Source organism: Lacticaseibacillus thailandensis DSM 22698 = JCM 13996 (genome assembly GCF_001312865.1).
GTDB classification, from domain to species: domain Bacteria; phylum Bacillota; class Bacilli; order Lactobacillales; family Lactobacillaceae; genus Lacticaseibacillus; species Lacticaseibacillus thailandensis.
Genome location: NZ_BBER01000001.1, coordinates 306952 through 331099 on the forward strand (window position 1 = coordinate 306952; position 24148 = coordinate 331099).

Genomic DNA, 24148 nt, shown 5'->3' on the forward strand with positions numbered 1-24148 from the left:
AATTTTGAAGGAGGCATGGCACATTGACCCAGACCGATGACGCAATTACCCAGTTTAATCACGGACACCAAGAAGAGGGAATTCAAGCCGCCGTTCATGATATTGACGCACACCCACACGATCCGCAGCGCTACTCCGTGTTGGCGACGATGCTGATCACGGTGCGGGCTTACGATCAGGCGACAACGTTGATTACCCGGGCACTGGGACTCTTCCCGGATAATCCGGAATTGCGGTATTCGTGGGGCTTGTTGGCCTACGCACAACAGGACTTGCAGGATGCGTTAGCCCGGCTGCTGCCGTTGACTGACGTGCATGCCGACGTGCCGATGTCGCTGCGGGGTGACGCCGCCTACATGGTGGCTCTGTGCTATAACGATCTCGGTCAGTCGGCCCGGGCACTGGCATTTGCCATGACGGCCCACGACGTGAACCCGCGTGCTCATGACGCGGTAATCCTGATGGCCAACATTTTGTTGGCCCTGGGCGAGTTTAACAGCGCGGTGGATACGTTGGCGCCGTTGATTAATGCGCATGACCCGCAGATTGATTTTGCGTACGGGATGGCACTGTCGGCAGCGGGCCGCGATGGCAGTAAGTACTTGGATGCAGCGCGTAAAGCGGATCCGGCTTTATTTGCTGATCAAAGGGGTAAGGTCAAAGATATTGCCCGGTTCCTGCAATTGCGGCATGCGGATGACGAAACGGAGGGGCATCAGGATGCCTGATATGGATACGGTCACCGGAACGGTGCGCAACGTAATTTTTGCGAGCCATGACAGTTTGTTCAAAATCGTGGCGGTGGACATCTCCGCCACGACTTTAGTGTGGACTGAACCGGAGATTGTCGTGAAAGGCAACCTGGGCGACCTCCAAGAAGGCACCGAGTACGAATTCAGCGGGCACCTGGTGGCCCACCCGAAGTACGGACAACAGTTTGACGCCGTGTCGTACCAAAGCCAGCGCCCCACTAGTCACGACGGCCTAGTTGATTATTTGGCCAGCGACCGCTTTCCGGGCATTGGTCCCAAAACTGCGGCTAAGATCGTGGATGCGTTAGGCATTGGGGCGGTGGATACCATCGTGAAGGACCCCGATGTGTTACAGAAGGTGGGCTTAAGCGCCAAAAAGGCGGACATGCTCGCTAGTTCTTTGCGTGAGAACCTGGGGCTTGAACAGGTAATCATTGGTCTTGGTGAAGTGGGACTGACGGGTGCCTTAGCCAATAAGGTGTACGGTCGCTACCAGGAGGACGCCCTCGACGTGGTCCGGGCTAATCCTTACCAACTAATCGTTGACATTGAGGGCATTGGTTTTCGGGTGGCTGACGGAATCGCCCGGCAGCTTGACATTCCCGCGGACGATCCGCAGCGATTGGGCGGCGCGCTAATGGATGCCTTGTTCCAAATAACCGACCGTGACGGTGATACATATGCGGAGCCCGCCCGCCTGTTAGACGGGGCTAAGTCACGACTAGCTGGTGGTGGCCTCGGCGGTGTGAGCGACGAGCAACTAACGGCGGCGCTGCGTGATTTGGCTGATGACCGGCGTATTAGTATCACTGATGGGCGCATCTTTCCTAAGCGACTCTTTGACGCCGAGTGGCAAATTGCCAACCATCTCTTTGCGCTCAAAAGTGCTGCGGAAGGGTATGATGACGATGACATCACGACAACGTTAAACCAGGTGGAGCACGATTTGGACATTGAGTATGATGCGACCCAACGCACTGCAGTGTGGATGCATTGCAAAATCACGTTTTCCTGCTAACTGGGGGCCCGGGGACGGGCAAAACCACCGTGGTGAACGGGATCGTGCGCGCTTATGCCCAACTCAACGCCATCCGGTTGGATCCGAACAGCTATGATAGTGATACGGCCTATCCCATTATGTTGGTGGCACCTACCGGTCGGGCGGCAAAGCGCATGTCCGAAACGACGGGGTTGCCGGCCAGCACGATTCACCGGTTACTAGGTTTAGCTATCGACACCACTGATTACGAGCCCCCGGAGTTACCGGATGGCCTGTTGATCGTGGATGAGATGTCGATGGTGGACACCTACTTGTTCCGCATTCTACTGGATGCAGTGCACCCGGGCATTACGTTGATTCTCGTTGGTGATAAGGACCAACTGCCATCCGTCGGGCCGGGGCAGGTTTTTGCGGACCTGTTAGCGAGCCACACGTTACCCCAAGCGGAATTAACACACATTCACCGGCAAGACGCGCGGTCGTCGATTACCACGTTGGCGCATGACATTAATAACGGCCAGCTGCCGGACGACTTTACCGCCAAGCAGGCTGACCGTAGTTTCATTAGTTGTGGTCCCGGGCAGATTCAGGCAGCAGTACGCCAGGTGGTGACCGCCGCCAAGGCTAAGTTTGACGCCATGCAGGTACAGGTCTTGGCACCCATGTACCGGGGCGTGGCTGGTGTGGATGCGTTGAATCCGCTGGTCCAAGATATCTTTAATCCCAAAGCAAGTGAACGTACTAAGGAAATTGATGCGGGCGACCACCAATACCGGATTGGCGACAAGGTGCTCCAACTAGTCAATAATCCCGAAAAAAAACGTGTACAATGGTGAAATCGGGTTGGTCACCGGTATTGTGTCAGCCACCAAGGATGATGGGGCACACCTGATCGTCGATTTTGATGGTAACGAAATCGATTATGCCAGTAATGAACTTAAAAGCATCACCCTAGCGTATGCGACCAGCATCCATAAGGCGCAAGGGAGTGAGTTTGATATGGTGATCTTGCCCCTAACGATGGCGAGCCGGCGCATGCTCAAGCGTAACTTAGTGTATACTGCCATCACGCGGGCCAAGAAGTTTCTGATCATGATTGGTGACCAGGAGCTTTCCGGACGGCGGTGACCACGATGGCGGACAACCGGCACACCGGGTTGGTGGACCGGCTGCGTAAAGTCTTCAAGTTGGCGCCCACCGAGCCGGACGCCACTGACGGCGAAACTGCTGCTACCACCACCAGTAATGCTAGGGTAAATGACGCGCAATCGTTAGCGGTAGCGTCAACCGCGACGGGCCAGGTATTGCACGAAGCTGTGGCACCCCCAATTGCAGCTAATGGTTCTGACCAAGCGGCGGGCCCCACGATTTTAACGCCGGCATTGGTTGCCCGCGACGCGGTGGACCCCATGATTGGTATGGAGGGCATTACCCCGCAAACAGCGTAGTATGGATCCACGGTTAAATTAAGGAGAAGCATGATGACAGATATTCGCGAACAACTATCAATGCGTCCAGTTACACCGGAATATTTAGACCAGTTTAATGATTTGCTGGGGTATGTGTTCCAGGTCACCGCCAAAGAAGTGAGCGAGTCTGGTTACGAAGAGGGCGAACTCGAGCGGGCCAAACGACCAGTGCTGGAGGAAGCGGACGTTTTTGGCTGGTTCCACGGTGACAACCTGGTCAGTCAATTGGCCATCTACCCGTGCAAAGTCAACATTCACGGGCGGCAGTACGATATGGCCGGGCTTACTGGCGTGGTACGTACCAGAGTACGCCGGGCATGGCTTAATGCACGACCTGATTAGTACGGCGTTGGAACACATGCGGTCCCGGCACCAATGGATCTCCTACCTGTACCCGTACAGCATTCCGTTTTACCGCAAAAAGGGGTGGGAAATCATGTCTGACCACCTGACTTTTGACGTACGCGATATCCAGTTGCCTAAGCAACAGAATCTGCCTGGTCACGTTGAGCGAATGGATATTGATGCCGAGGATGTGATTCGGACCTATGACCGCTTTGCCTTGTTGAACCATGGTGCCATGATTCGTAACCAGCTGAACTGGGACGAGTATTGGCGCTGGGAAAACGAGGAGGAACGCACGGCGGCCGTGTTCTACGATGAGGACGACGAACCGCAGGGGTTCTTGCTGTACTGGATTGCTAACGAGGTCTTCCATATTAAGGAAATGGTGTACATCACGCAGGAGGCGCGGATCGCACTGTGGAACTTCGTGTCGGCCCATTTCTCCATGGTGGAACACGTGCGCGGCAACATCTATAAGAACGAACCGCTGCACTTCTTACTGGATGATGGCGACATTAAACAGACCATTAAGCCGTACTTTATGGCGCGCATCGTGGACGTTGAACAATTTCTCCGCGCCTACCCGTTCGCGGAAGTAGGCCAGCCATTTCACCTGATCGTCAGTGATCCCATGGCGCCCTGGAATGTCGGGACGTTCGGAGTGAGTTGGGATGCCAACGGTCAAGTAAGGTGGAGCGTGATGCCCATCCCGGTTTGCCAGTGCGGTTGGACATCCAAACGCTGACAACGATGCTGATGAGTTACCGGCGACCGTCTTACCTGCGCCGCATTGAACGACTGGATGCGGACACCAGTGCCGTTAAGAATCTTGAGCAGGTCATTCCCATGGAAGAGCCGTACTTTTCAGATTACTTTTAGATTGGCGGCGCTTAGTCGGACGACGTTGCAAATCAACCAGTGGCTAGTTATAATTTACAGCGTTAACGTTGAAAGGAGTTGTGGCGCTACGTGGCCTTTTTTTCAAATGATTTTCAATCCCGCAGCCGGCGGGGGTAATTCTGTGGCTACGTGGCACATCGTTAAGGATGAGTTGAATCGGCGTGGGGTCGATTTCCGGGTTCGGACATCCAAACATCCTGGGCACACGGTGGAGTTGGCGCACCAAATTGCCAAGTTCAATGACCGGGATGATACGGTGCTGTTAGTGATTGGTGGCGACGGAACGTTGAACCAAGCGGTAACGGGAATTCGTGAAGCTGGCAACACGACCATGCCGGTGGCGTACGTACCGGCAGGGAGCGGTAACGACTTTGCCCGGGCCAACCGCATCAGCAAGGATCCCCTGACGGTACTGGATGCTATTCTCGACACACAGGCACCGGTGCGGGTCGATATTGGTGAATTCCACGAACGGACACGCGACCAACACGGTTACTTTGTGAACAACGTGGGCGTTGGGTTTGACGCGGCCGTTGTGGATGCGGCGAACCAAAGTCGGTTAAAAGGGTTCCTGAACCGGGTACACCTGGGGACCTTGGCCTACATTCTGAGTATTTTCGGAGTGTTGTTTAACCGCCATGCCTTTGAAGCGCGGGTGCACGTCGGGGATGAACACGACATAATACCTAACGCATACATCTGCACCACGACTAATCACCCCTACTTTGGTGGTGGGTTTCCCATCATGCCGGGGGCGTCGGTCATCGATGGTCAGCTGGACTTGATCGTCGTGGAAGAACGGCACTGGTGGATCTTCATTTTCCTCTGTGCACAAATTTTGTTGCGGAAGAAGTTGGACTTTGAGGGAATTCATCATTACCGGGCGGCCAAACTGTACGTGGAGACCAGTTCACTCGAATTTGGTCAGATGGACGGTGAGGAGCTGGGCACGCGGCCGTTTGAACTGGAATTTAACGTGACGGACCAGTTGTTTTGGATGGGTGATCTCAATCCGCAATAGGGTTGCCGGTATTGTTTAGTTAATTTCAGTTTCTTCGGTGTCATTATGGCCAGCTAGACCCATCTGTAGCAGGTTTGTCACCAGTGTTCAGCACGAGTGTGGTCAAATTTATGGTGGCGCCAACTTGTCAGATTTGGCGACAGGTGCTAATATTTCAGTGTGCGCTGGTGTACAAGTGTGCATAAGCGGTGTTCATTGTGGCCAGTGCCAGGTGTAAGAATGAGGTGCTCATCGCCATGGTGGGCACGTAAGCAACCACAGAACGTCAAAAAAAAGGGCTGACCGTAGCTATTGCCTAGGGTTAGCCCTTTAATTTTTAATTCAAAACAGTAAACGGGTCGGCAACCATGAATGATTGCGACGTCTTGGTTATGCATGCTGTCAGCACAAGGCGCGACAGCATGTGTTTATAGCGTAATCAACATTGGTAAGATCAGTGGACGCCGTTCCGTCCGTTCGAACAGGTACTCACCAAGGTTCTTCACGATGGCGTCCTTCAGCATTGCTTCACTGACTTTTTCATTATCGTTAAACGTGTTCTTGATGGTGTGGAAGACCCGCTTTTGGGCGTGGTTGATCAGTTCGCCAGATTCACGCATGTAGACGAACCCACGCGACAAAAGGTCGGGACCCGCCAAGACCGTGTGCTTCTGCATATTGATAGTGGCAACGACCACGACCAAACCTTCTTCAGAAAGGATCCGGCGGTCACGAATGACGGCATTACCAATGTCGCCCACACCGCTACCATCAACGTAAACGTCGCTAGCTGGGAAGTGACCAGCACGACGCGCATGATCCTTGGTCAGGGCCAGCACGTCACCATTACCCATGATGAAGGTATGATCCGCCGGCACGCCACAAAGTTGGGCAAGCTCGGTGTGGATCTTCTGCATCCGGTATTCACCATGACATGGCATGAAGAACTTAGGCTTCATCAACCGCAGCATCAGTTTCTGTTCTTCCTGGCCACCATGACCGGAAGTGTGGATGTTATTGACCTTCCCGTGAATGACGTCGGCACCAGCTGCTTCCAGCTCGTTAATGACTTCGTTCACGCTGGTTGTGTTCCCAGGAATAGGGTTACTGGAGAAGACGACGGTGTCGCCAGGTTGAATGCTGATCTGCCGGTGCGTCCCGTTAGCAATCCGCGACAGGGCGGCCATGGGTTCACCTTGCGAACCGGTACACAGAATCAACACCTTGTTGGCGGGCAACCGCTTCAACTCGTGGGCATCGATGAGGTCTTCATCCGGAATGTTCAGGTAGCCCAATTCACGGCCGTTAACAATCGCATTTTCCATTGACCGGCCAAAGACAGCAATCTTGCGGCCGCGCGCAATGGCAGCGTCCGCGGCCTGCGCGATTCGGGAGATGTTTGAGGCAAAGGTGGCAAAGATAATACGGCCATCAATGCGGTCAAAGATATGGCGGATAGAGTGGCCTACAAACCGTTCCGACTTCGTAAAGTTAGGAATTTCGGCGTTCGTGCTGTCAGACATCAACAGCAAGACACCTTCTTCACCCAGCTTAGCCATCCGTTGCAAGTTGGGTGCCGGCTGATTGCCAACCGGGGTCAAGTCAAACTTGTAGTCACCAGTTTGAATGACGATTCCGTTAGGCGTGTGTACCGCGATCCCGAGGGTGTCGGGAATACTATGAGTCGTCCGGAAGAAGGAGACGGAGAGCTTGTCAAACTTTAGCTCAGTGTCTTCGTCAATTTCCGTGAGGCTGGTGGAGCGTAGCAAGCCGTGTTCCTCCAACTTGCCCCGAATGAGGGCAGCAGCTAAGGGACCAGCGTACACATCCACGTTGGGTACCTGCTTTAGAAAGTAGGGTAAGCCGCCAATGTGGTCTTCGTGGCCGTGGGTGATGACCAACGCCTTGATCTTGTCCGCATTCTGCTTCAGGTACGAGTAGTCAGAAATGACGTAATCGATCCCGAGCAAGTCATCTTCAGGAAACTTGATGCCGGCATCAATGACGATAATTTCATCACCGTACTGCACACCGTACATGTTTTTACCAATTTCACCCAGCCCACCTACAGCAAAGGCGGCGGTTTCATTGGGTTTAATATTTAATTTCATATGCTAAAACTCCGTTAACTTGTAGTTATCGGACTGCTGCTCGTACTCTAAGAACTTGCCTTCAAGTGGCTGGATCAGTTCGATGTTGTAATCCGTGTTTTCTTCGAGCAGTTTACGTGCCGCGCGTTCGCTGTCGGCCTCCAGGTAAAGTGCTACCGTGTTTTCACGCATTGGGTTTTCCAACCGGGATGGCTGGTACAGAACTTTATAAATCATAAGTGCTCCTTTCATGTACACAAAGAAAGCCCCATTAGGGACTATTCAATCATATGCCCGCATTTTGCTAGGTCACCCTAGCTAGTTGTTATCATTCTACCATACGGTGGCGGGATTGGCGAACTTCCGCGCCAAATCGGTTGTGGGTCCATCTTAATCTGGTGGTTATGTGTTACGGCGACGGTTGAATGTGCCATAATAAAAGTAGTAGTAATGCAGTTTTCATATAGGGGGTGGACTGATTGCCAACAGTGTCTACGTTGGGCCTAGTAATCATTGTGGCCGTGCTCATCATCGCCGGAGGCTGGTGGTGGGCTCGGCGACGGCGCTTGCGGATTCAGCACGAACACGCGCAGTGGATGCGGGCCATCAATTTAGGAGTAGGTAAAGCGCTACACGATGCTGGTCTGGCCGTGGGGCTGAAGGTTACGGGTCAGCCCGTCGAAGAAGTTTGGCACCGGCAGGTCATGCTGGCCCACTTTACCCTGCCGGTGGGGTCCGGTGTGACTGTAGCTCAGGTGCAGGCCGCGTTTAGCGGTGCACACCTGGCGCAGTTAGCGTTGACCGATTGTTTTGTACAGGCAGAGGACCAACAACTGAACTTTGACGTTGCCTACCTGGTCAACGACGCGACTAAGGCGTACGTGGCTGACCTGGCCCGGGTTGAGTAACACAGCATTGCCCCATTAGCGGTAAAAGTAGATGTTAAAAATTAACGGCTTCGGCTGAGTACGGACGTATCATGATGCGTCTGTACCAGCTGGAGCCGTTAATTTGTTGGGGCTACTTGCTAATCGACGATGACCGCTTCGGGGTCAATGTCGAACGGGTGGTCCTTACTGATGTGGTCGTAGAACAACGTACCGTTGAGGTGGTCAATTTCGTGCTGGCACACGATGGCCGGGTAGTGCTTTAGGCGCACCTTCTTGTTCTCACCGTCAACGTTTTGGTACTTGATGGTGATACGGTCGTGGCGCATCACCAAACCGTCGTGTTCATCATCAACGGATAGGCAACCTTCGCCTTCACGCAGACCGGCTTGCTGGACGGATTCGCTGACAATGTGTGGGTTGACCAACACCTCTTTGAACATAATGGAACCGTCGTTGTCCGGTACCAGTACGGCGGCCATGGACAGACTCTTGTTTACTTGCGGTGCGGCCAGGCCAACGCCGGGACGAAGGTGGTACTTCTTGTTTTCTTCTTCATCTTGACTGATGATGAGGTACTCCATCAAGTCATGTGCCAATTGCTTATTTTCGTCCGAAAGGGGGAATTCCACCTGCTGGGCGCGTGCGCGGAGCACCGGGTTGGGGTCGCGAACGATATCTTTCATTAGAAACACAGCTATCTGCCTCCTAGAATAATCTATGGTTAAGGTTACCACATAACGGCGGTGAACGGGTGGCGGTCAGCTGCTTTTACCGCGTTCGCAGCAAAATACCGTTCGGGCGCGCATTGACTCGTTGTCTTGGGACGGTTACAATTAATGAGTAGGAAAAAGGTTCAGTGCGCGTTTTTGACGCGCGCATGTGTACGCATAAGGGGGTGAGCATAATGTCATCAAGTCTTGATCAGCCTAGTCATTCGGCGAACAACGAAGATCCCGGAAGACGTGGCGTTATGCCGCCGCTGAGAGTTAGATTCAGGTAACTGACGTTAGGCCGCAATGGCCGGGCTGACGGCAGCGGCTGTTTGCCGTGTCTTCCTAGTAATTAGGAGGCATGAGCGTGATGCAAAAATTTAATATTACTGGTCTGACCCGTCATGAGGCGACCAGTGCGCGTCTAGCTGGCCTGCGTCCGGAGACTGGTGGGTACGTCAGGTATGGTTGTTACCAATGCTGGCTCTCGTTTGGGGGCTACTAGTATTGGGTACAAGTGTTCTGGGTATCCTGAACTGGGGCGTCGGTGCAGGCCTAGCGGGGACGGTAGGCGTAGTCGCTCGTCAGGCTTGGCGGTGGCTACAGTTTCGGCAGGTAGTTCAGCACGTCCACACGGTAGTTGTTCTTCGGGATGGCTTACCACGGGTGCTACCAGTGCAGCGCGTTGTTACTGGTGATGTAATTATGACGCAGACAGGGGACCGTCTCCCGTTTGCGGTCGTTCGTGATGGTGTAGTTAGTGGTGCCGGTAGCAAAGTTGCTGGTGGACTGGTGGTCGCTAGCGATACGGTGGTATCGCAGGCAGTGGTGGCCGCTAATGTCTGGACTCAGGGTGTATTGGTAGCCGTGATGGCCGCCATCCGGAGCGTACGACAATTGGCCTTAACTAAGGGCGTCATGCTGAGCCGTTGGTTGGTTCAGCAAGTACGGACTGCAGTACAAATTCTTGGCCGGTTTGGCTGGTTAGTGATCCAGCGGTTAACGGGTCGGATGATTCTTTTTAGACGAGAATCAGCCTTCCGGTACAATCAGGCCTCAGTCCAACGTTCCTGGCTGGCTGTTTAGTTGAATGAGTTAGTTGATTAGCCGCGTTATTCATGACGCGGCTATTATGTTGGGTTCCGTTACACCGTGTCTTTCCAACTTTGTAACAAGAACTTAATGCGTGCCTGTATGTGCGGGTACAAGCGTCGTTTGCCGGTGCCGTTCAAACAGTCAGGGTGGAGCTACTGCCCGTGGGCGGACCAATTGGGTATAATTAACGGTAAGCAATGGGGAGGGGTGTAGTTATGCAAACAGTGGTTGTTTATGGCAATAGTCCGACTACGACGGCGACCATCGCCGCGCTCATGCATTTGGATGATGGGTTGGTAGTGACGGTGCCGGACGATAGTAACGGGGCGTTGTTTAATGACCTCGTGGCTTTAGGAGGCATGGGGCATAACACACTGGCTAAGGCTACACCCAAAGTCGTGGCGGAGGCAGACCTGTTGGTGTTTACCGACACGCTACCCGCTGATGCGGATGCTGACGATGCGAATGCGCTCACGGCGGCTAACATCAAAATGGTGCGGGAGGCGCTCAATGGGGCCATGGCCAACGGTTTCACCGGTACCTTGTTGGTGGCCACCACGCGCGACGAGTTACTGACCTACTTTGCCCAACGCTTCTCGGGTGTCGCCAGTGATCACGTGTTGGGGGTCGGCACCGCGGCGCACAGCCTGTTTACGGCCAACCGCATTGCACAAGAACTTAATGTTCCGGTTCATAACGTGGCCGTGGACGTGGTCGGCACCGCGACAGATTACCAGGTCTTGTGGAGTCGGGCGGCCGTTTCGACCGTGCCGTTACTCAGCATGGTGCAAAATGATGCCGCCAAGGTGAGTGCCGAAATCATTCAAACCGTTAACCGTGAATTGCAGCAATTTGCCGCTGGCATCGGTGCGGCGGTGACCGCGGATGTGGTTGCGCGGATTGCGGCGGTATTGTTGAGTACGCAGACCGACATCGTGCCGTTGACGTTGATCGATGGCACGGGGGCTGGCCTGACGGTAGTAGCGCGTCCGGCCGTGGTGGGTCGCCAGCACGTACAGGTATTGCCGCGCGTTGCCGGTGCCCAAGCTGAGGAGGAAGCCTCAAGGAGATTACGGACCGCGTCCTCGCGGCCATTCATGACATTGAACATCAAAGTAACGGGAGCAAATAGATGAAGGCAAATTATGGTTACCCGCTGGAACTTGATTGGACCACGGATGAAAAAAATTGCGGTGACTACATTTCTGCAAATGGTTGAAGATGCCTATGAGCACGGCGTGAACCGGGACAACCTGTTAGCCGCCTATAATGCGTTTAAAAAGGTGGTCCCGGATAAAGCGGGCGAACGGCAGATCGACCGCGAATTTGAAGAGGTCTCAGACTATTCCACTTATCGAGCGATACAAGCGGCACGGCAGGGGGCTGGCAAGACGGTCCGGCTACGTGTGGATCACCGACGATCGAAGTAGTCCAGCCGCCTGCTTGGTGTTATGCGTATGCCCGGCGGCGTGAATGTTATAAATGATTTCAGAAAGATAGAAATGTTTTGACCGATGTGCTAAAATGATTAGCTGTATGCTGTGGCCGTTAAGTGGCTGAGCAAGCAGGCCACAACGGTCGAAAAGCGAAAGGAAGTTAACATGAAAACACGTGATGATATTCGGAATGTTGCCATCATTGCCCACGTCGACCACGGTAAGACGACGTTGGTTAACGAAATGCTGAAGCAATCCGATACCTTACCAGAACACACCCAGATTGGGGACCGCGCGATGGATACTAACCCCATCGAAAAGGAACGTGGTATCACCATTCTGAGTAAGAACACCGCCGTTAAGTACGGTGATACAACCATTAACATTGTGGACACTCCAGGACACGCCGACTTCGGTGGTGAAGTGGAACGTATCATGAAGATGGTTGATGGGGTACTGCTGGTTGTTGATGCCTTTGAAGGCACGATGCCGCAGACCCGGTTCGTGCTGAAGAAAGCATTGGAGCAGCACCTGACCCCTGTGGTTGTCATCAACAAGATCGACCGCCCAGGTGCCCGTCCTGCCGAAGTGCTGGATGAAGTACTGGAACTGTTCATCGACTTGGGTGCCGATGAAGACCAGCTGGAATTCCCAGTGGTTTACACTTCCGCCATTAACGGGACTTCCAGTATGGACCCAGATGTTTCTACCCAGAAGCACACCATGAAGCCTGTCTTTGATACCATCATTAAGACGATTCCAGCGCCAGAAGACACCTCCGACCAGCCACTGCAGTTCCAAGTTTCGATGTTGGACTACAACGACTACGTTGGTCGTATCGGGATCGGCCGGGTCTTCCGGGGTACCATCAAGTTGGGTGACCAGGTTGCCCTGATCAAGAAGGATGGTTCTACGAAGAACTTCCGCGTCACGAAGATGTTTGGGTTCTTCGGTTTGAAGCGGATCGAGATCAAGGAAGCCAAAGCTGGTGACTTGATTGCCGTTTCCGGAATGGAAGATATCTTTGTTGGTGAAACCGTCACGGATCCGGAACATCCAGAAGCACTACCAATCTTGCGGATCGACGAACCAACTTTGCAGATGATTTTTGCCGCTAACGACAGTCCGTTTGCTGGTCGCGAGGGTGACCAGGTCACGGCTCGCAAGATCGAGGACCGTTTGAACCAGCAGTTGCAGACTGATGTCTCGCTGCGGGTGGAACCAACCGACACTGCTGGCCAGTGGGTCGTTTCTGGCCGTGGTGAATTGCACTTGTCTATCTTGGTTGAACAGATGCGGCGCGAAGGTTTTGAACTGCAGCTGGGGCGGCCACAGGTTATCTACCGCGAAATCAAGGGTGAACTGTGCGAACCGTTCGAATCCGTCCAGATTGACACGCCAGACCAATACACTGGTGCCATCATTGACGCGATGGCTCAGCGTAAGGGCGAAATGAAGGACATGGAAAACGAAGGTAATGGTCAGACCCGCATGGTCTTCCTGGTACCTTCACGTGGCTTGATCGGTTACTCGACTGAGTTCCTGTCCAGCACTGGTGGTTACGGGATCATGAACCACTCCTTTGAAAAGTACGCACCGGTCATCAAGAACTGGAACCCAGGTCGTCAAAACGGGGCCCTGGTTTCCATCAATGCCGGGACCGCGACAACGTACTCACTACAGTCCGTTGAAGACCGCGGTCAGTTGTTCATTCCTGCTGGTACCGAAGTTTACGAAGGTATGATCGTGGGTCAAAACTCCCGTGATAACGACATTGCCGTTAACGTCACAAAGGGTAAGAACCTGACCAACACCCGTGCCGCTGGTAAGGACCACGCCGCTGCCATCAAGACGCCAAAGGATCTGTCCCTGGAACAGTCCATTGAATTCTTGAATGACGACGAATATTGTGAAGTTACGCCAAAGAGCGTGCGTTTGCGTAAGAAGATTTTGAACACGAGCGAACGCCAAAAGGCTGACAAGCGGCGTAAGGCTGCTTCCAGCAAGTAACCAAATGAGCATTGATAGAGCCACCCGCCAACGGGTGGCTCTTTTTTTGCGTGCGGGGTGAACGGTGCACGCTGATTTTGTAGCGATTCCATAACGTTCACTGTGTGGTGACGTTACCTTACCCCTGGGTTCCGCGCGGGGGTACATATGCTATAATTGTGTGTATTATTATGGTTTAAAAAGGAGACCGAAATTGGGTCCAAAACGTGCTTACATAGATTTATACGTGCTGGTACCTTACGTGGTACTGTGCCTATTCAGTATCGTCATGGTGTATTCCGCCAGTGGTGACTATATTCACATGCAAATGGGCCTGAGCACAACGGCGTACATGTGGAAGCAAATGGTATTCGTGGCGGTCGGCTTTGTGCTGTGTGGACTTACGTTCATGCTGAAGCTCAAACTGCTCCGCAAACCTGGCTTGCTGGGTGGCGGGATGCTCGTGACCATTGGTTTGTTGGTGTACTTACTGATCAAGGGTAAGGTCAACCCGTCTTCAGCCATCAACGGGGCAAGTTCCTGGATCCCCGTGGGGCCCATTAACATCCAGCCGTCCGAAATTGCCAAGTTACTGTTGGTACTCTACTTAGCGCACATGTTTACTCGCCGTGAACGTGACCTCAATCCTGGGTCATTGATGGGTTCTGCCAAGGTGCTACGCGCGCCCTTACTGATGGTGATGGTCATCTTGGCGTTGGTGCTACTCCAACCGGATACTGGTGGGGCGGCGATTCTCATGACGATTATCTTTGTCATGGTGTTTGCGAGCGGTTTGCGTTGGCAGATGGGCCTGGGCTTTATTGCCTTGGGTTTTGGCGTTCTGGGGGGCGGTTATTACTTGCTCATCACACGGATGCACGGTTTCCTGGCGACGCATTATCAGGGGCGCCGGCTATTGGCCGTCTTGCACCCCTTTGCCATGCAGAGAGTTGAAGGCAAACAGTTAGTTAATTCCATGTACGCCATCAATCATGGTGGCCTGTTCGGCGTGGGCTTGGGCAACGGTACCATCAAGCTCGGGTACCTACCTGAACCGTACACCGACTTTATTTTGTCGGTCATTACTGAAGAACTAGGAATTTTGGGTGGAATTATCGTAGTGGGGATGATTTTCTTCATTGTTTGGCGGACAATGTTAGTGGGTATCAGGGCGCGTTCCACGTACAAAGCGTTATTGATGTACGGAATTGCGACGATGCTGTTCGTTCAAACCACCTTCAATGTTGGTGGTGTGGTCGGCGTGTTGCCCATTACTGGGGTGACACTACCGTTTATTAGTTATGGCGGTTCTAGTTTATTGATTTTGTCTGTTGCTATCGGAATCGTGCTCAACGTGAGTGCGACGGAAAAACGTGACCGGTTAGCGGGCGTCACCGCTAGCGGCCAGTTAGATGTGCGTTAGTAACAATGGTGGGCGTTGCCTTTGGACAGCACGCACCAGTTCATGATTAAGGAGGCACGATGATGCAAAAGGTGTTGGTAGCCAACCGTGGGGAAATTGCGATTCGCATTTTCCGTGCGTGTCAAGAACTCGGTTTACGCACGGTCGGTATATACGCCGCTGAGGACAGCTTATCTTTGCACCGGTTCAAGGCCGACGAGAGTTATCAAGTCGGCAAGGGGCGCGAAGCGGTGGCTGCTTACCTAGACATGGATGATATTATTCGGATTGCCAAGCAGTCCGGTGCGGATGCGATTCACCCCGGCTACGGCTTACTGAGTGAAAACGCGGAATTTGCCCGCAAGGTGCGGGCGGCCGGGTTGACTTTCGTGGGCCCACAGACCGAGTTGTTGGAAACGTTTGGCGACAAGGTGGCGGCAAAGGCGGCCGCCGTGGCGCACGGGCTGACGGTCATCCCGGGGACGCCTGAGCTACCCGCGACTTTGACGAGATTGAGGCCTTCGCCGAGAAACACGGTTCCCGCTCATGCTCAAATCCGCCAGTGGTGGCGGTGGCCGGGGGATGCGCATCGTGCATTCGGACGCCGAGTTACGCAAGGTATACCCAGTCGCGGCTTCGGAAGCGCTGACCAGCTTTGGTGATGACCGGATGTACGTGGAGCGTTACCTGCAACACGCCAAGCACGTGGAGGTGCAGGTAGTTGGCGATAGCACGGACACCTCGTTCACTTGTTTGAACGTGATTGTTCTGTCCAGCGGCGGAACCAGAAGGTGGTCGAAATTGCCCCCGCAGTCGGATTGCCACAAGCCCTGCGCGACCGGATATGCACGGCAGCGGCTCACTTTATGGCCGCAATGCACTACGAAAATGCCGGGACGATCGAGTTTCTCGTTGAGGGGGACAAGTTTTACTTCATTGAAGTTAACCCACGGGTTCAGGTCGAGCACACCGTTACCGAGGCGATTACGGGGCTCGACATTGTGCAGGCGCAGTTGCAGGTAGCTGCTGGTGCCGACCTGTTCGCTGATATCGGTTGGCCCCACCAGAAGGATTTGACCTTCCGGGGAGCGGCCATCCAGTGCCGGATCACGACTGAAGATGCGCAGAACGATTTCCTGCCGGATACCGGGACGATTTTGACGTACCGTTCACCGGGTGGTTTTGGTGTGCGGTTGGACGGCGGTAATGCTTACGCGGGTGCCGAGATCACGCCGTACTTTGATTCATTACTGGTGAAGGTCAGCGTGTCCGGATTTAACTTCCAACAAGCGTGTGCCAAGATGCACCGCGTCCTGCACGAATTTAAGATTATTGGCGTCAAGACCAACCTGCCGTTTTTGGAGCAGGTGATCACACACCCAACGTTTACGAGTGGCCAAGCAACGACCACCTTCATTGACGAGACGCCAGCGCTGTTTGATTTTGAGGCGCCAAAGCATATTTCTAACCAGGTTTTGAATTACGTCGGCAAGATTACCGTCAACGGGTTCCCTGGCCAGGAGCACAAGGCCCAGCAAAGCTTTCCTAAGCTGCAGTACCGGGCTCACGTGGAGGCGTCAAAGCGACGCAACCAGACCTTGTGGCTATGTTGCACGACCAGGGGGCCGGTGCGGTCGCCAAGTGGGTACAGCAACAGCCACAATTACTGCTCACGGACACCTCGTTCCGTGATGCGCACCAGTCGCTTTTTGCCACGCGGATGCGCACGGCTGACATGCTGCGCGTCGCCCCTGATTACGGGCGCGCCTTCCCGAACCTCTTCTCCGCTGAAATGTGGGGTGGGGCGACGTTTGACGTGGCCTACCGCTTCCTGGCTGAGGACCCCTGGGCCCGTCTGGCCGCTTTGCGTAAAGCCATGCCGAACACGCTCTTACAGATGCTGTTCCGGGGTAGTAACGCGGTTGGTTACAAGAACTACCCGGACAACGTGATCAAGAGCTTCATTGCTGAAGCGGCCCGCACGGGGATCGACTTGTTCCGCATCTTTGACAGTTTCAACTGGTTACCACAGTTGCAGCCCAGCATCGAGGCCGTCAAGGAAACGGGCAAGATTGCGGAGGCCACGATTTGTTATACCGGGGATATTCTCGGTTCTGCGCACCCGCATTACGACCTGAAATACTACGTTGATTTAGCCAAAGAGTTAGCGAACACTGGGGCTGACATTATCGCCGTGAAGGACATGGCAGCCTTGCTGAAGCCAGAAGCCGCCCGTGTCTTGATCAGTGCTTTGAAAGATGCGGTGGACCTGCCAATTCATCTGCACACGCACGACACGACCGGTAACGGGGGTGGCAACTTATGTTGCCGCCGCTAAGGCCGGTGTCGATGTCGTTGACGTGGCCCAATCGGCAGTGGCTGGTACTACCAGCCAGCCAAGCATGGAGAGCTTGTACTACGCGCTGGCCGGCAACGAACGGCAGCCTGATTTGAACATTCAGCATGCAGAATTGATTGACGATTACTTCCGGGACGTGCGGCCCTACTACAACAACTTCGCCAACCGCGTTACTGGTCCGTTGACCCGGGTCTATCAGGTAGAAATGCCTGGTGGGCAGTACTCTAACCTGCAGCAGCAGGCGAAGAGCATGGGCATTGACGATTTCAATACCGTCATGGATATGTACGAACAGGTTAACGACATGTTTGGTGACCTGATCAAAGTAACACCGAGTTCCAAAGTAGTGGGTGACATGGCCCTGTTCATGTTGCAGCAACACCTCACGCCGGACGACGTGATGGAGCGCGGCGACCACATCGACTTCCCAGAGTCCGTGGTGGCGTTCTTCCGTGGCGAATTGGGGCAACCGCCGTTTGGGTTCCCCAAGAAGTTGCAGCAAATTATTCTGCACGGTGCCAAGCCGTTGACACAACGGCCAGGTGAGGTCGAACCTCCAGCTGACTTTGACAAGGTGGCCAAGCAGTTGCAGGATGAGGGTGTTGCGCACCCGAATCAACAACAGATTCTGAGTGCGATTTTGTACCCAGAGGTTTATGCCGACTACCGGAAACGTCAGGCTGAGTTTGGTCCGGTCACGGCGCTGGACACCCCGGTATTCTTCCAGGGGTTACACGTCGGTCAGCAGACGGCGGTGACCGTTGCGCCGGGGCGGACGTACGTGGTTCGGCTGGACACGATCGGTGACCCCGACGCCGCTGGGTTGCGGATGTTGTACTTCACCGTTAACGGTCAAAAGCGTCAGATCACGGTTCGTGACGAGGCGGTCGGACATTCAGCTGGTAGCGTTCAGTTTGCGGACCCGGTCGATAAGCACCAAGTTGCGGCCCCCATGGGTGGTCGGGTACTGGAAGTCAAAGTCCAGTCCGGTGACCAGGTGGCCGAGGGGGATGAACTGTTTGTCTCCGAAGCCATGAAGATGGAGACCGTGGTGCACGCGCAGGTTGCGGGTACGGTCAGTCACGTGTACGTCAATAGTGGCGACACGGTGGCATCCGGCCAGTTACTGGCTAGGATTCAAGCACAATAATTTTGTAATTAAAGGAATGAGAAGATGCTCACAGTAAAGGACCGACTAGGAATAGCAGTATGGTTATATTCCATGCGGCAGGTGCGGCAGTTACGCCGCTACGGCACGGTGATGTACACCACCAAAAAAACTGAAGTATGCGGTTCTATACGTGGATCGTGATCAGGCGGACGCCACGGTCGATAAGTTAAAGCATTTACGGTTCGTCAAGGACGCCGAAGTTTCCCATCGGCCGGAGCTAGACCTGACCTTTAGTGGTTCCTTGGGTGATCCGGAGGCGCGGCGCTACGCCGATGAGTTCCCGCCGGATGAACATGGTTACGAAGAGGAGACGCAGCATGAGGGTCGTTAGTGGTGAATTTCGTGGTCGCCGGCTCAACATGGTGCCAGGGGACACCACCCGGCCCACCGCCGATAAGGTGAAGGAGTCCATTTTTAACATGGTTGGCCCTTATTTTGAGGGTGGCCAGGCGTTGGACTTGTATGCGGGCACTGGTGGTTTGGGCATCGAAGCCGTTTCGCGCGGCATGGACCACGCAACTTTGGTGGATTCGGCCTACCAAGCAGTTAAGACCATCAAGCAAAACGTGCAGTTACTCAAAGCGGCGGACCGGTTTACGGTCATCAAACGCTCGGTACAGGCGGCCTGTACAGCCCTGGCCGCGGAGCACCAGCAGTTTGACCTCGTGTTGATGGATCCACCGTACACCCAGCAACGGGTGTTGACTGAACTGGCTAACTTCGTCCAGCTCGACCTACTCAAACCTGGTGCCACCGTGGTGGTTGAAACGGGCATGGACGTACAGTATCCGGACGCGATTACTGGTTACCGAATTCGCCGGTTGCAAACCTACAAAGTTGCCCAGGTGTTGGTACTGGAAAGGAATGAGGACGCATGACTGAACGTATCGCCATTTTTCCCGGCAGCTTTGACCCGTTCACGAACGGGCACTTGGACACGGTGCGCCGGGCTAGCGCCATCTTTGACCGGGTCGTGGTCGCCGTGATGACCAACACGAGTAAGCAACCGCTGTTTAGCGCGTCCGAAAAGACGGCGTTGATCGCGGGTGCGCTTGTGGGGCTGCCTAATGTGTCGGTGGTGGCGCAGTCGGCGGCTTTGACCGTTGACTTTGCGCGCCACCTACACGCGCAGTTCATTGTCCGTGGTTTGCGTAACGTGCAGGATTTCAGCTATGAGAACGATATCGCGGCAGTCAATGCGCGGTTAGCGCCTGACATTCAGACGGTGCTGTTGCCGGCCAAGCCGGAATATGCAGCGATTTCGTCGTCGATTATTAAGGAAGTCGCCGCGTTTGGCGGTGATGTCAGTACCATGGTGCCCGCAAACGTGGCGCGCGCCTTGCAGCAGAAGCTAGGAGGGACCATTCAGTGAGCAAACAGCGTCAACAACGACGCCGGTTGGTCATAGCGGTAGCGGTAGTCATCACGTTAGTGGTGGCTACCTTTCTGTTTATGCCCACCGGCAAGTACGTCGAGGTACCCGGTTCGGCCAGTGTGACCAGTAAGTTTGTCCACGTTGCCGGTAAGCGGGACCGTCAGCGGGGCAGTTACCGTTTGATGACGGTCTCCGTGATCGGTCCAGCTAGTCCCGCGGTGCTGCTGTGGGCTCACTGGCAACCCTTTGCGGAGGTGGATAGCAAAGCCGAGCTGATGGGTTCTGCCACTACGTCCGAGTATACTGCCCTGCAGCGTTACTATATCAAGAGTGCCGCCAACGATGCCGTGGTGGCAGCTATGCGGGCGGCCCACCGCCCCGTTAGCATCCATGGCCAGGGTATTTACGTCATGTCGCTACTAAGCAATTCACCCTTGCGGGGGCATATCCACGTTGGTGATATCATCACACGCGTCGATGGTCAGCGGTATGCCCGCGCACAAGGCTATACCCGCGCCATTCAACGGCACCGGGTGGGCCAACGGGTACGCATCACCTATACCCACCGTGGGCGCACGCGGCACGTGACGGTCAAATTGGTGCGGTTACGGCAAACACACCGTCCGGGAATTGGCATCACGTTGACTGACCACACGCGGGTGGTCAGCCAGCCACGGGTACGGATCAACGCTGGTCAAATCGGTGGTCCGAGTGCGGGCCTGATCTTTGCTTTGGAGACTTATCAGCAGGTAACCGGGCAGAACTTACGTCACGGACGAATCATTGCTGGCACCGGGACAATCAGTACGAACGGCCGGGTCGGGGCGATTGGTGGTATCGATAAGAAGGTGTACGCGGCGGCCAAGGCGGGAGCGCGCGTCTTCTTTGCTCCGAACATCCCCGCCACCAAGACCCTACGGCGTGAGGACCCTGATTACGTGAACAATTACGTCGAGGCGCAGCGAGCGGCCAAGAAGATTGGAACGCACATGCGGATCGTGCCGGTGCGGAGTTTGCAACAAGCCATTCGGTACTTACGCATGCATCCATAGCACGGGCTAGATGTTGGTCCGTGCTGAGTGCCTAAACGTAATCATTGGTGCCATTATTGAATATTTTAAATCCGAAAATGGCCGTACGTCTGCTGGAAATCAGCGGCAGGTGCGGCCGTTTTGATTGTGGTCTGCCCACAGTCAGTTTTGACGGTGCTCAATAATTTTTTTGTTCACTGGCGTAGTCGTGGATACCCGCTTGGCGAAATGTCATTGCAAAGGGGGTGAACAGCATGGACAAAGTTTGGTCACTAGTCCGCGATTACTGGCAGTACGTTGCGATGGGGGTGCTGGCCGCCCTGGTTCTTGGTACTTGGGGCTGGGCACAATGGCGACAATCAAGCCAGATCACTGACCCAGTCGTGGCTTCCACTAACTTAATGACCACTAGCAGTCATAGTGCCAGTGTCGTCACGACCGTCGCCAGTGCCAGTACCGGTGCCGCTGGGTACGTATATGTTGCGGGGGCGGTGCGTCATCCTGGTTTGTATCATGTCCGTAGCACTACGCGGTGGGCTGACGTGGTACAGGCCGCTGGGGGCTTGACTGACGACGCTGATGCTAGTCAAGTGAACCTTGCCCGCTTTGCCCGTGACCAGGAGAACCTGACCATCCCCGTGCAGGGGGCCTTGGTGGTCAGTAGCAGCAGTGCCACTGATGTGAGTAATGCCGCGGCAACTGGAGCCAGTGGTGTAGCTAGCGGCGCAGCGGATACCGACCAGATCGATTTGAATACGGCGACGCTGGCGCAACTGCAAACTATCTCTGGCGTTGGCCCGAAGCGCGCGCAGGACATTATTGATTACCGTTCCGAGCACGGCGGCTTTCAATCCGTGGACCAGCTCAAAGATATTAGTGGCATCGGCGACAAAATATTTGCTGACTTGCAGCCACACGTCACGGTGGGGAGTACGCCATGAGCCAACGGGTACTAATCATCCTGGTGCCGTTATTAGCCTGCCAGTTATTATTGCTAGGGCCAGTGTGGTTAGGAGCCAGTTTACTGACGGTGGCGGTATGGCGTGGCCGGTTGTTGGGGTGGCGGTGGTTGTTATTAGGCTGTGTTTTGGGGCTCGTGAGTGCCGCCATTGAGGTAGCCCGGACACAGCATCCATCAGTACCGGTCGGGGCCGTGGTGGTCCAGCCGACAAGTTGGCAACCAGGCAGCGACCATTATTACAGTTTTAGCGGTCGAACCACTAACGGCGTGTATGTTTCTGGTGGTGGGACGGTCGATGAAGTTGGCGCGCGCCAAATTGATAATGCGCGTACCCCCATGACCGTCCAGTGGCACGGTGACCCCACACGCATTAGTGGCCCCCGCAACCTGTACGAGTTTGACTACCGGGCGTTTGCGTGGGCGCAATACCACCAGGCATACCGGTTGCCCAGTCAAAAGTTGCGGGTAATGGTGCGTCCCCGCCAGAGTGTGAGTGATTGGCTGTTTGGTGTGCGGATGGCGTTGCTCATGCGGATGGACCAGTTACCAGACAAAATGAACACTTACGCACGAGCACTGATCTTGGGGCTGATGGACGGTGATATGAACGATATGCGTGACGTATTTAGTCGGCTGGGAATCATCCACCTGTTTTCGGTATCGGGTCTACACATCTTTGCTCTGGTGGGGATGCTGTACTGGTTGACCGACCGCTGCCGCATTCCCCATGAATGGGTCGATTGGGGCTTGTTACTGCTATTGCCGACTTTGCTAGTGATCATCCCGCCCGGAGCGGGAATCGTACGCTCTGTGTGGATGCGGTTTACACAGGTGGTCAACGAACGGTGGTCCTGGCACTTGAGCACGCTCGATATTTTCTGTCTGGTGCTGGGCGGGAATTTGTTGTGGCAGCCACGCGTGCTCACGACGTTGGGCGGTCAGTTGACGTACTTGCTCACTTTTTTTTCCTGGTGGTGCAGCCCGTGGCGGGGCGGTGGCGCAGCGCTGCCACCATGGCGGCAGTCAGCATGCCCCCGTTGGTCGTGGCCTTATACGGGGTGCACTTGCTGACCTTTGCTTACAACTGCCTACTCATGCCCATCTTTGAACGGATCTTAATGCCACTCCTCATTGTGGCCTGTCTCTGGCCGCAGTGCCCGCTGTGGCCGACGTGTAACCAGGTCCTAGGCTGGTTTGAAGCGGGACTAGGTTGGTTGGGTACGTTGCCGGGCTACTGGCAGTTTGGGGCGTTACCCTGGGTAGCGGGCATAATACTGCTGGTGCTAGTGTTGCGGGCCGTGGTGGTAGGGCGTTGGCGGTTGGTGCTGGTGACCACCGCGGCGATGTACGCCAGCGTGAACCTTCATCCGTATTGGCGCGTCACCATGATCGATGTAGGTCAGGGGGATTCAATCTTGATTGAGGCACCCTGGAAGCGAGCAACCGTTCTGATTGACACCGGTGGCCGCGCCTTTGGGACCACGAGCAGTCCCCCGGCGAAGCGCGTGACGCTCAACTATCTTGCCGCCCGCGGACTGACGCACATCGACATGTTGGTCTTGACCCATCCGGATGCGGATCACGTGGGGGATGCAGCGGTCATCACGCATGGCATCCGGGTGCGGCGCATGGTGACGACACCGATGTCGGCGGGGGATGAGTTGATTACCGGCGCCAGATCAACGGTCGGCCCGCCGTTGCCACGGTGATGGCCGGCAACGCGTTGACGGTGGGGCCACTGCACTTGCGGGTAGTGGCGCCCGACCACGATGCGGGGGAGACCAACGGTAACTCCGTGGTGCTGTATGGTAAAATTGGTGATAGTAATTGGCTACTGACCGGGGACGCGGATCAGGCGGTTGAAACTGAGCAGCTATTGCCGCAAAACTTAGCGGTCGACTTTTTAAAGGTGGGCCATCACGGTTCAAAGTCGGCGTCCAACCCGCAGTTCATTGCTGCGCTGCACCTGCAATATGCGTTGGCGTCCGCTGGGGTCAACAATCGCTACGGGCACCCCAACGCAGAAACGGTGAATACGTTCAAGACGTTGGGAATTCCGTTACTGGTGACCAAGGACGCGGGCATGATCTGGGTGGACGCAACGGTCCGGGGGCACCGGGTGCATACCTTTCTCCACTAGACAAATCGTTGTGCGGACGTGCTGTGCGTCCGG

20 protein-coding genes and 4 pseudogenes are annotated in these 24148 nt (G+C 54.8%); 21 read left to right on the top strand and 3 right to left on the bottom strand.

The features are described 5' to 3' along the window. The first annotated feature begins 23 nt into the window (after positions 1–23). The 4 genes and pseudogenes from JCM13996_RS01560 to JCM13996_RS01575 all read left to right on the top strand — a co-directional run bounded on the left by JCM13996_RS01560 (position 24) and on the right by JCM13996_RS01575 (position 5487). Entirely contained in the window at positions 24–728 is a 705-nt protein-coding gene (locus tag JCM13996_RS01560; RefSeq protein WP_054749336.1) for a tetratricopeptide repeat protein, read from the top strand. Next, positions 721–3200 (top strand): annotated as a pseudogene (gene recD2 / locus JCM13996_RS01565) (SF1B family DNA helicase RecD2). The gene JCM13996_RS01560 and the pseudogene recD2 overlap by 8 nt, the downstream one beginning before the upstream one ends. 30 nt (positions 3201–3230) lie before the next feature. Next, positions 3231–4445 (top strand): annotated as a pseudogene (locus JCM13996_RS01570) (GNAT family N-acetyltransferase). A 106-nt stretch (positions 4446–4551) separates the two neighbouring features. Continuing rightward, positions 4552–5487: a diacylglycerol/lipid kinase family protein gene (locus tag JCM13996_RS01575; RefSeq protein ID WP_054749337.1), complete on the top strand. Its 936-nt coding sequence runs from the start codon at positions 4552–4554 to the stop codon at positions 5485–5487. 407 nt (positions 5488–5894) lie between these two features. On the opposite strand, the gene rnjA is transcribed toward JCM13996_RS01575, so the two are convergent. Then, the gene (gene rnjA, locus JCM13996_RS01580) at positions 5895–7577 is read right to left on the bottom strand and encodes a ribonuclease J1 (protein WP_054749338.1); all 1683 of its coding nucleotides are present in this window, start codon (positions 7575–7577) and stop codon (positions 5895–5897) included. 3 nt (positions 7578–7580) lie between these two features. Next, complete coding sequence (locus tag JCM13996_RS01585; RefSeq protein ID WP_054749339.1) at positions 7581–7793, bottom strand: DNA-directed RNA polymerase subunit epsilon; 213 nt, start codon at positions 7791–7793, stop codon at positions 7581–7583. Between the two features lie 242 nt (positions 7794–8035). On the opposite strand from JCM13996_RS01585, the gene JCM13996_RS01590 reads away from it, so the two are divergent. Continuing rightward, the gene (locus JCM13996_RS01590; RefSeq protein WP_054749340.1) at positions 8036–8464 is read left to right on the top strand and encodes a hypothetical protein; all 429 of its coding nucleotides are present in this window, start codon (positions 8036–8038) and stop codon (positions 8462–8464) included. 119 nt (positions 8465–8583) lie between these two features. Here the strand turns inward: JCM13996_RS01590 and def are convergent, their stop codons facing one another. Then, complete coding sequence (gene def, locus JCM13996_RS01595; protein ID WP_054749341.1) at positions 8584–9138, bottom strand: peptide deformylase; 555 nt, start codon at positions 9136–9138, stop codon at positions 8584–8586. Between the two features lie 388 nt (positions 9139–9526). Here def and JCM13996_RS12170 point away from each other — a divergent pair, with 388 nt between their 5' ends. The 16 genes and pseudogenes from JCM13996_RS12170 (at position 9527) to JCM13996_RS01665 (ending at position 24115) form a co-directional block, all read left to right on the top strand. Next, the gene (locus JCM13996_RS12170; RefSeq protein WP_263848833.1) at positions 9527–9661 is read left to right on the top strand and encodes a hypothetical protein; all 135 of its coding nucleotides are present in this window, start codon (positions 9527–9529) and stop codon (positions 9659–9661) included. 2 nt (positions 9662–9663) lie between these two features. After that, the gene (locus tag JCM13996_RS01600; protein ID WP_054749342.1) at positions 9664–10242 is read left to right on the top strand and encodes a hypothetical protein; all 579 of its coding nucleotides are present in this window, start codon (positions 9664–9666) and stop codon (positions 10240–10242) included. Between the two features lie 224 nt (positions 10243–10466). Beyond that, positions 10467–11387, top strand: a complete 921-nt coding sequence (locus JCM13996_RS01605) for a Rossmann-fold NAD(P)-binding domain-containing protein (protein ID WP_054749343.1) — start codon at positions 10467–10469, stop codon at positions 11385–11387. Continuing rightward, positions 11384–11681, top strand: a pseudogene (locus JCM13996_RS01610) (UPF0223 family protein). The gene JCM13996_RS01605 and the pseudogene JCM13996_RS01610 overlap by 4 nt, the downstream one beginning before the upstream one ends. A 171-nt stretch (positions 11682–11852) precedes the next feature. Then, entirely contained in the window at positions 11853–13697 is a 1845-nt protein-coding gene (gene typA / locus JCM13996_RS01615) for a translational GTPase TypA (protein WP_054749663.1), read from the top strand. Between the two features lie 193 nt (positions 13698–13890). Continuing rightward, on the top strand, positions 13891–15099 hold the full coding sequence (locus tag JCM13996_RS01620) for an FtsW/RodA/SpoVE family cell cycle protein (RefSeq protein WP_225353402.1): 1209 nt from the start codon (positions 13891–13893) through the stop codon (positions 15097–15099). A 62-nt stretch (positions 15100–15161) separates the two neighbouring features. After that, positions 15162–18587 (top strand): annotated as a pseudogene (locus JCM13996_RS01625) (pyruvate carboxylase). A gap of 72 nt (positions 18588–18659) precedes the next feature. After that, positions 18660–18749: a DUF2129 domain-containing protein gene (locus tag JCM13996_RS12175; protein ID WP_263848852.1), complete on the top strand. Its 90-nt coding sequence runs from the start codon at positions 18660–18662 to the stop codon at positions 18747–18749. Then, positions 18739–18939 carry a DUF2129 domain-containing protein gene (locus JCM13996_RS12180; protein WP_054749345.1) on the top strand — a complete coding sequence of 67 codons (201 nt, stop codon included), beginning with the start codon at positions 18739–18741 and terminating at the stop codon, positions 18937–18939. Before JCM13996_RS12175 ends, JCM13996_RS12180 begins: the two co-directional genes overlap by 11 nt. Further along, positions 18926–19486, top strand: a complete 561-nt coding sequence (gene rsmD / locus JCM13996_RS01635; protein WP_054749346.1) for a 16S rRNA (guanine(966)-N(2))-methyltransferase RsmD — start codon at positions 18926–18928, stop codon at positions 19484–19486. The genes JCM13996_RS12180 and rsmD overlap by 14 nt, the downstream gene beginning before the upstream one ends. Next, entirely contained in the window at positions 19483–19980 is a 498-nt protein-coding gene (coaD, locus tag JCM13996_RS01640) for a pantetheine-phosphate adenylyltransferase (protein WP_054749347.1), read from the top strand. The genes rsmD and coaD overlap by 4 nt, the downstream gene beginning before the upstream one ends. Beyond that, a complete protein-coding gene (locus JCM13996_RS01645) occupies positions 19977–21035 on the top strand; it encodes a SepM family pheromone-processing serine protease (RefSeq protein ID WP_054749348.1) in 1059 nt (352 codons plus the stop codon). The genes coaD and JCM13996_RS01645 overlap by 4 nt, the downstream gene beginning before the upstream one ends. A gap of 233 nt (positions 21036–21268) precedes the next feature. Continuing rightward, positions 21269–21955, top strand: a complete 687-nt coding sequence (locus JCM13996_RS01650) for a helix-hairpin-helix domain-containing protein (protein WP_054749349.1) — start codon at positions 21269–21271, stop codon at positions 21953–21955. Then, the gene (locus JCM13996_RS12185; RefSeq protein WP_054749350.1) at positions 21952–23046 is read left to right on the top strand and encodes a ComEC/Rec2 family competence protein; all 1095 of its coding nucleotides are present in this window, start codon (positions 21952–21954) and stop codon (positions 23044–23046) included. The genes JCM13996_RS01650 and JCM13996_RS12185 overlap by 4 nt, the downstream gene beginning before the upstream one ends. Next, on the top strand, positions 23004–23684 hold the full coding sequence (locus JCM13996_RS12190) for a ComEC/Rec2 family competence protein (RefSeq protein WP_054749351.1): 681 nt from the start codon (positions 23004–23006) through the stop codon (positions 23682–23684). Before JCM13996_RS12185 ends, JCM13996_RS12190 begins: the two co-directional genes overlap by 43 nt. Continuing rightward, complete coding sequence (locus JCM13996_RS01665; RefSeq protein ID WP_156321806.1) at positions 23681–24115, top strand: ComEC/Rec2 family competence protein; 435 nt, start codon at positions 23681–23683, stop codon at positions 24113–24115. Before JCM13996_RS12190 ends, JCM13996_RS01665 begins: the two co-directional genes overlap by 4 nt. Positions 24116–24148: the final 33 nt, after the last annotated feature.

Coding starts and splice junctions, on each gene's coding strand:
- JCM13996_RS01575 (WP_054749337.1), top strand. CDS start 4,552: ATGATTTTCAATCCCGCAGCCGGCGGGGGTAATTCTGTGGCTACGTGG.
- rnjA (WP_054749338.1), bottom strand. CDS start 7,577: ATGAAATTAAATATTAAACCCAATGAAACCGCCGCCTTTGCTGTAGGT.
- JCM13996_RS01585 (WP_054749339.1), bottom strand. CDS start 7,793: ATGATTTATAAAGTTCTGTACCAGCCATCCCGGTTGGAAAACCCAATG.
- JCM13996_RS12170 (WP_263848833.1), top strand. CDS start 9,527: ATGCAAAAATTTAATATTACTGGTCTGACCCGTCATGAGGCGACCAGT.
- JCM13996_RS01605 (WP_054749343.1), top strand. CDS start 10,467: ATGCAAACAGTGGTTGTTTATGGCAATAGTCCGACTACGACGGCGACC.
- typA (WP_054749663.1), top strand. CDS start 11,853: ATGAAAACACGTGATGATATTCGGAATGTTGCCATCATTGCCCACGTC.
- JCM13996_RS12175 (WP_263848852.1), top strand. CDS start 18,660: ATGCGGCAGGTGCGGCAGTTACGCCGCTACGGCACGGTGATGTACACC.
- rsmD (WP_054749346.1), top strand. CDS start 18,926: ATGAGGGTCGTTAGTGGTGAATTTCGTGGTCGCCGGCTCAACATGGTG.
- coaD (WP_054749347.1), top strand. CDS start 19,483: ATGACTGAACGTATCGCCATTTTTCCCGGCAGCTTTGACCCGTTCACG.
- JCM13996_RS01650 (WP_054749349.1), top strand. CDS start 21,269: ATGGACAAAGTTTGGTCACTAGTCCGCGATTACTGGCAGTACGTTGCG.
- JCM13996_RS12185 (WP_054749350.1), top strand. CDS start 21,952: ATGAGCCAACGGGTACTAATCATCCTGGTGCCGTTATTAGCCTGCCAG.
- JCM13996_RS12190 (WP_054749351.1), top strand. CDS start 23,004: ATGCCCCCGTTGGTCGTGGCCTTATACGGGGTGCACTTGCTGACCTTT.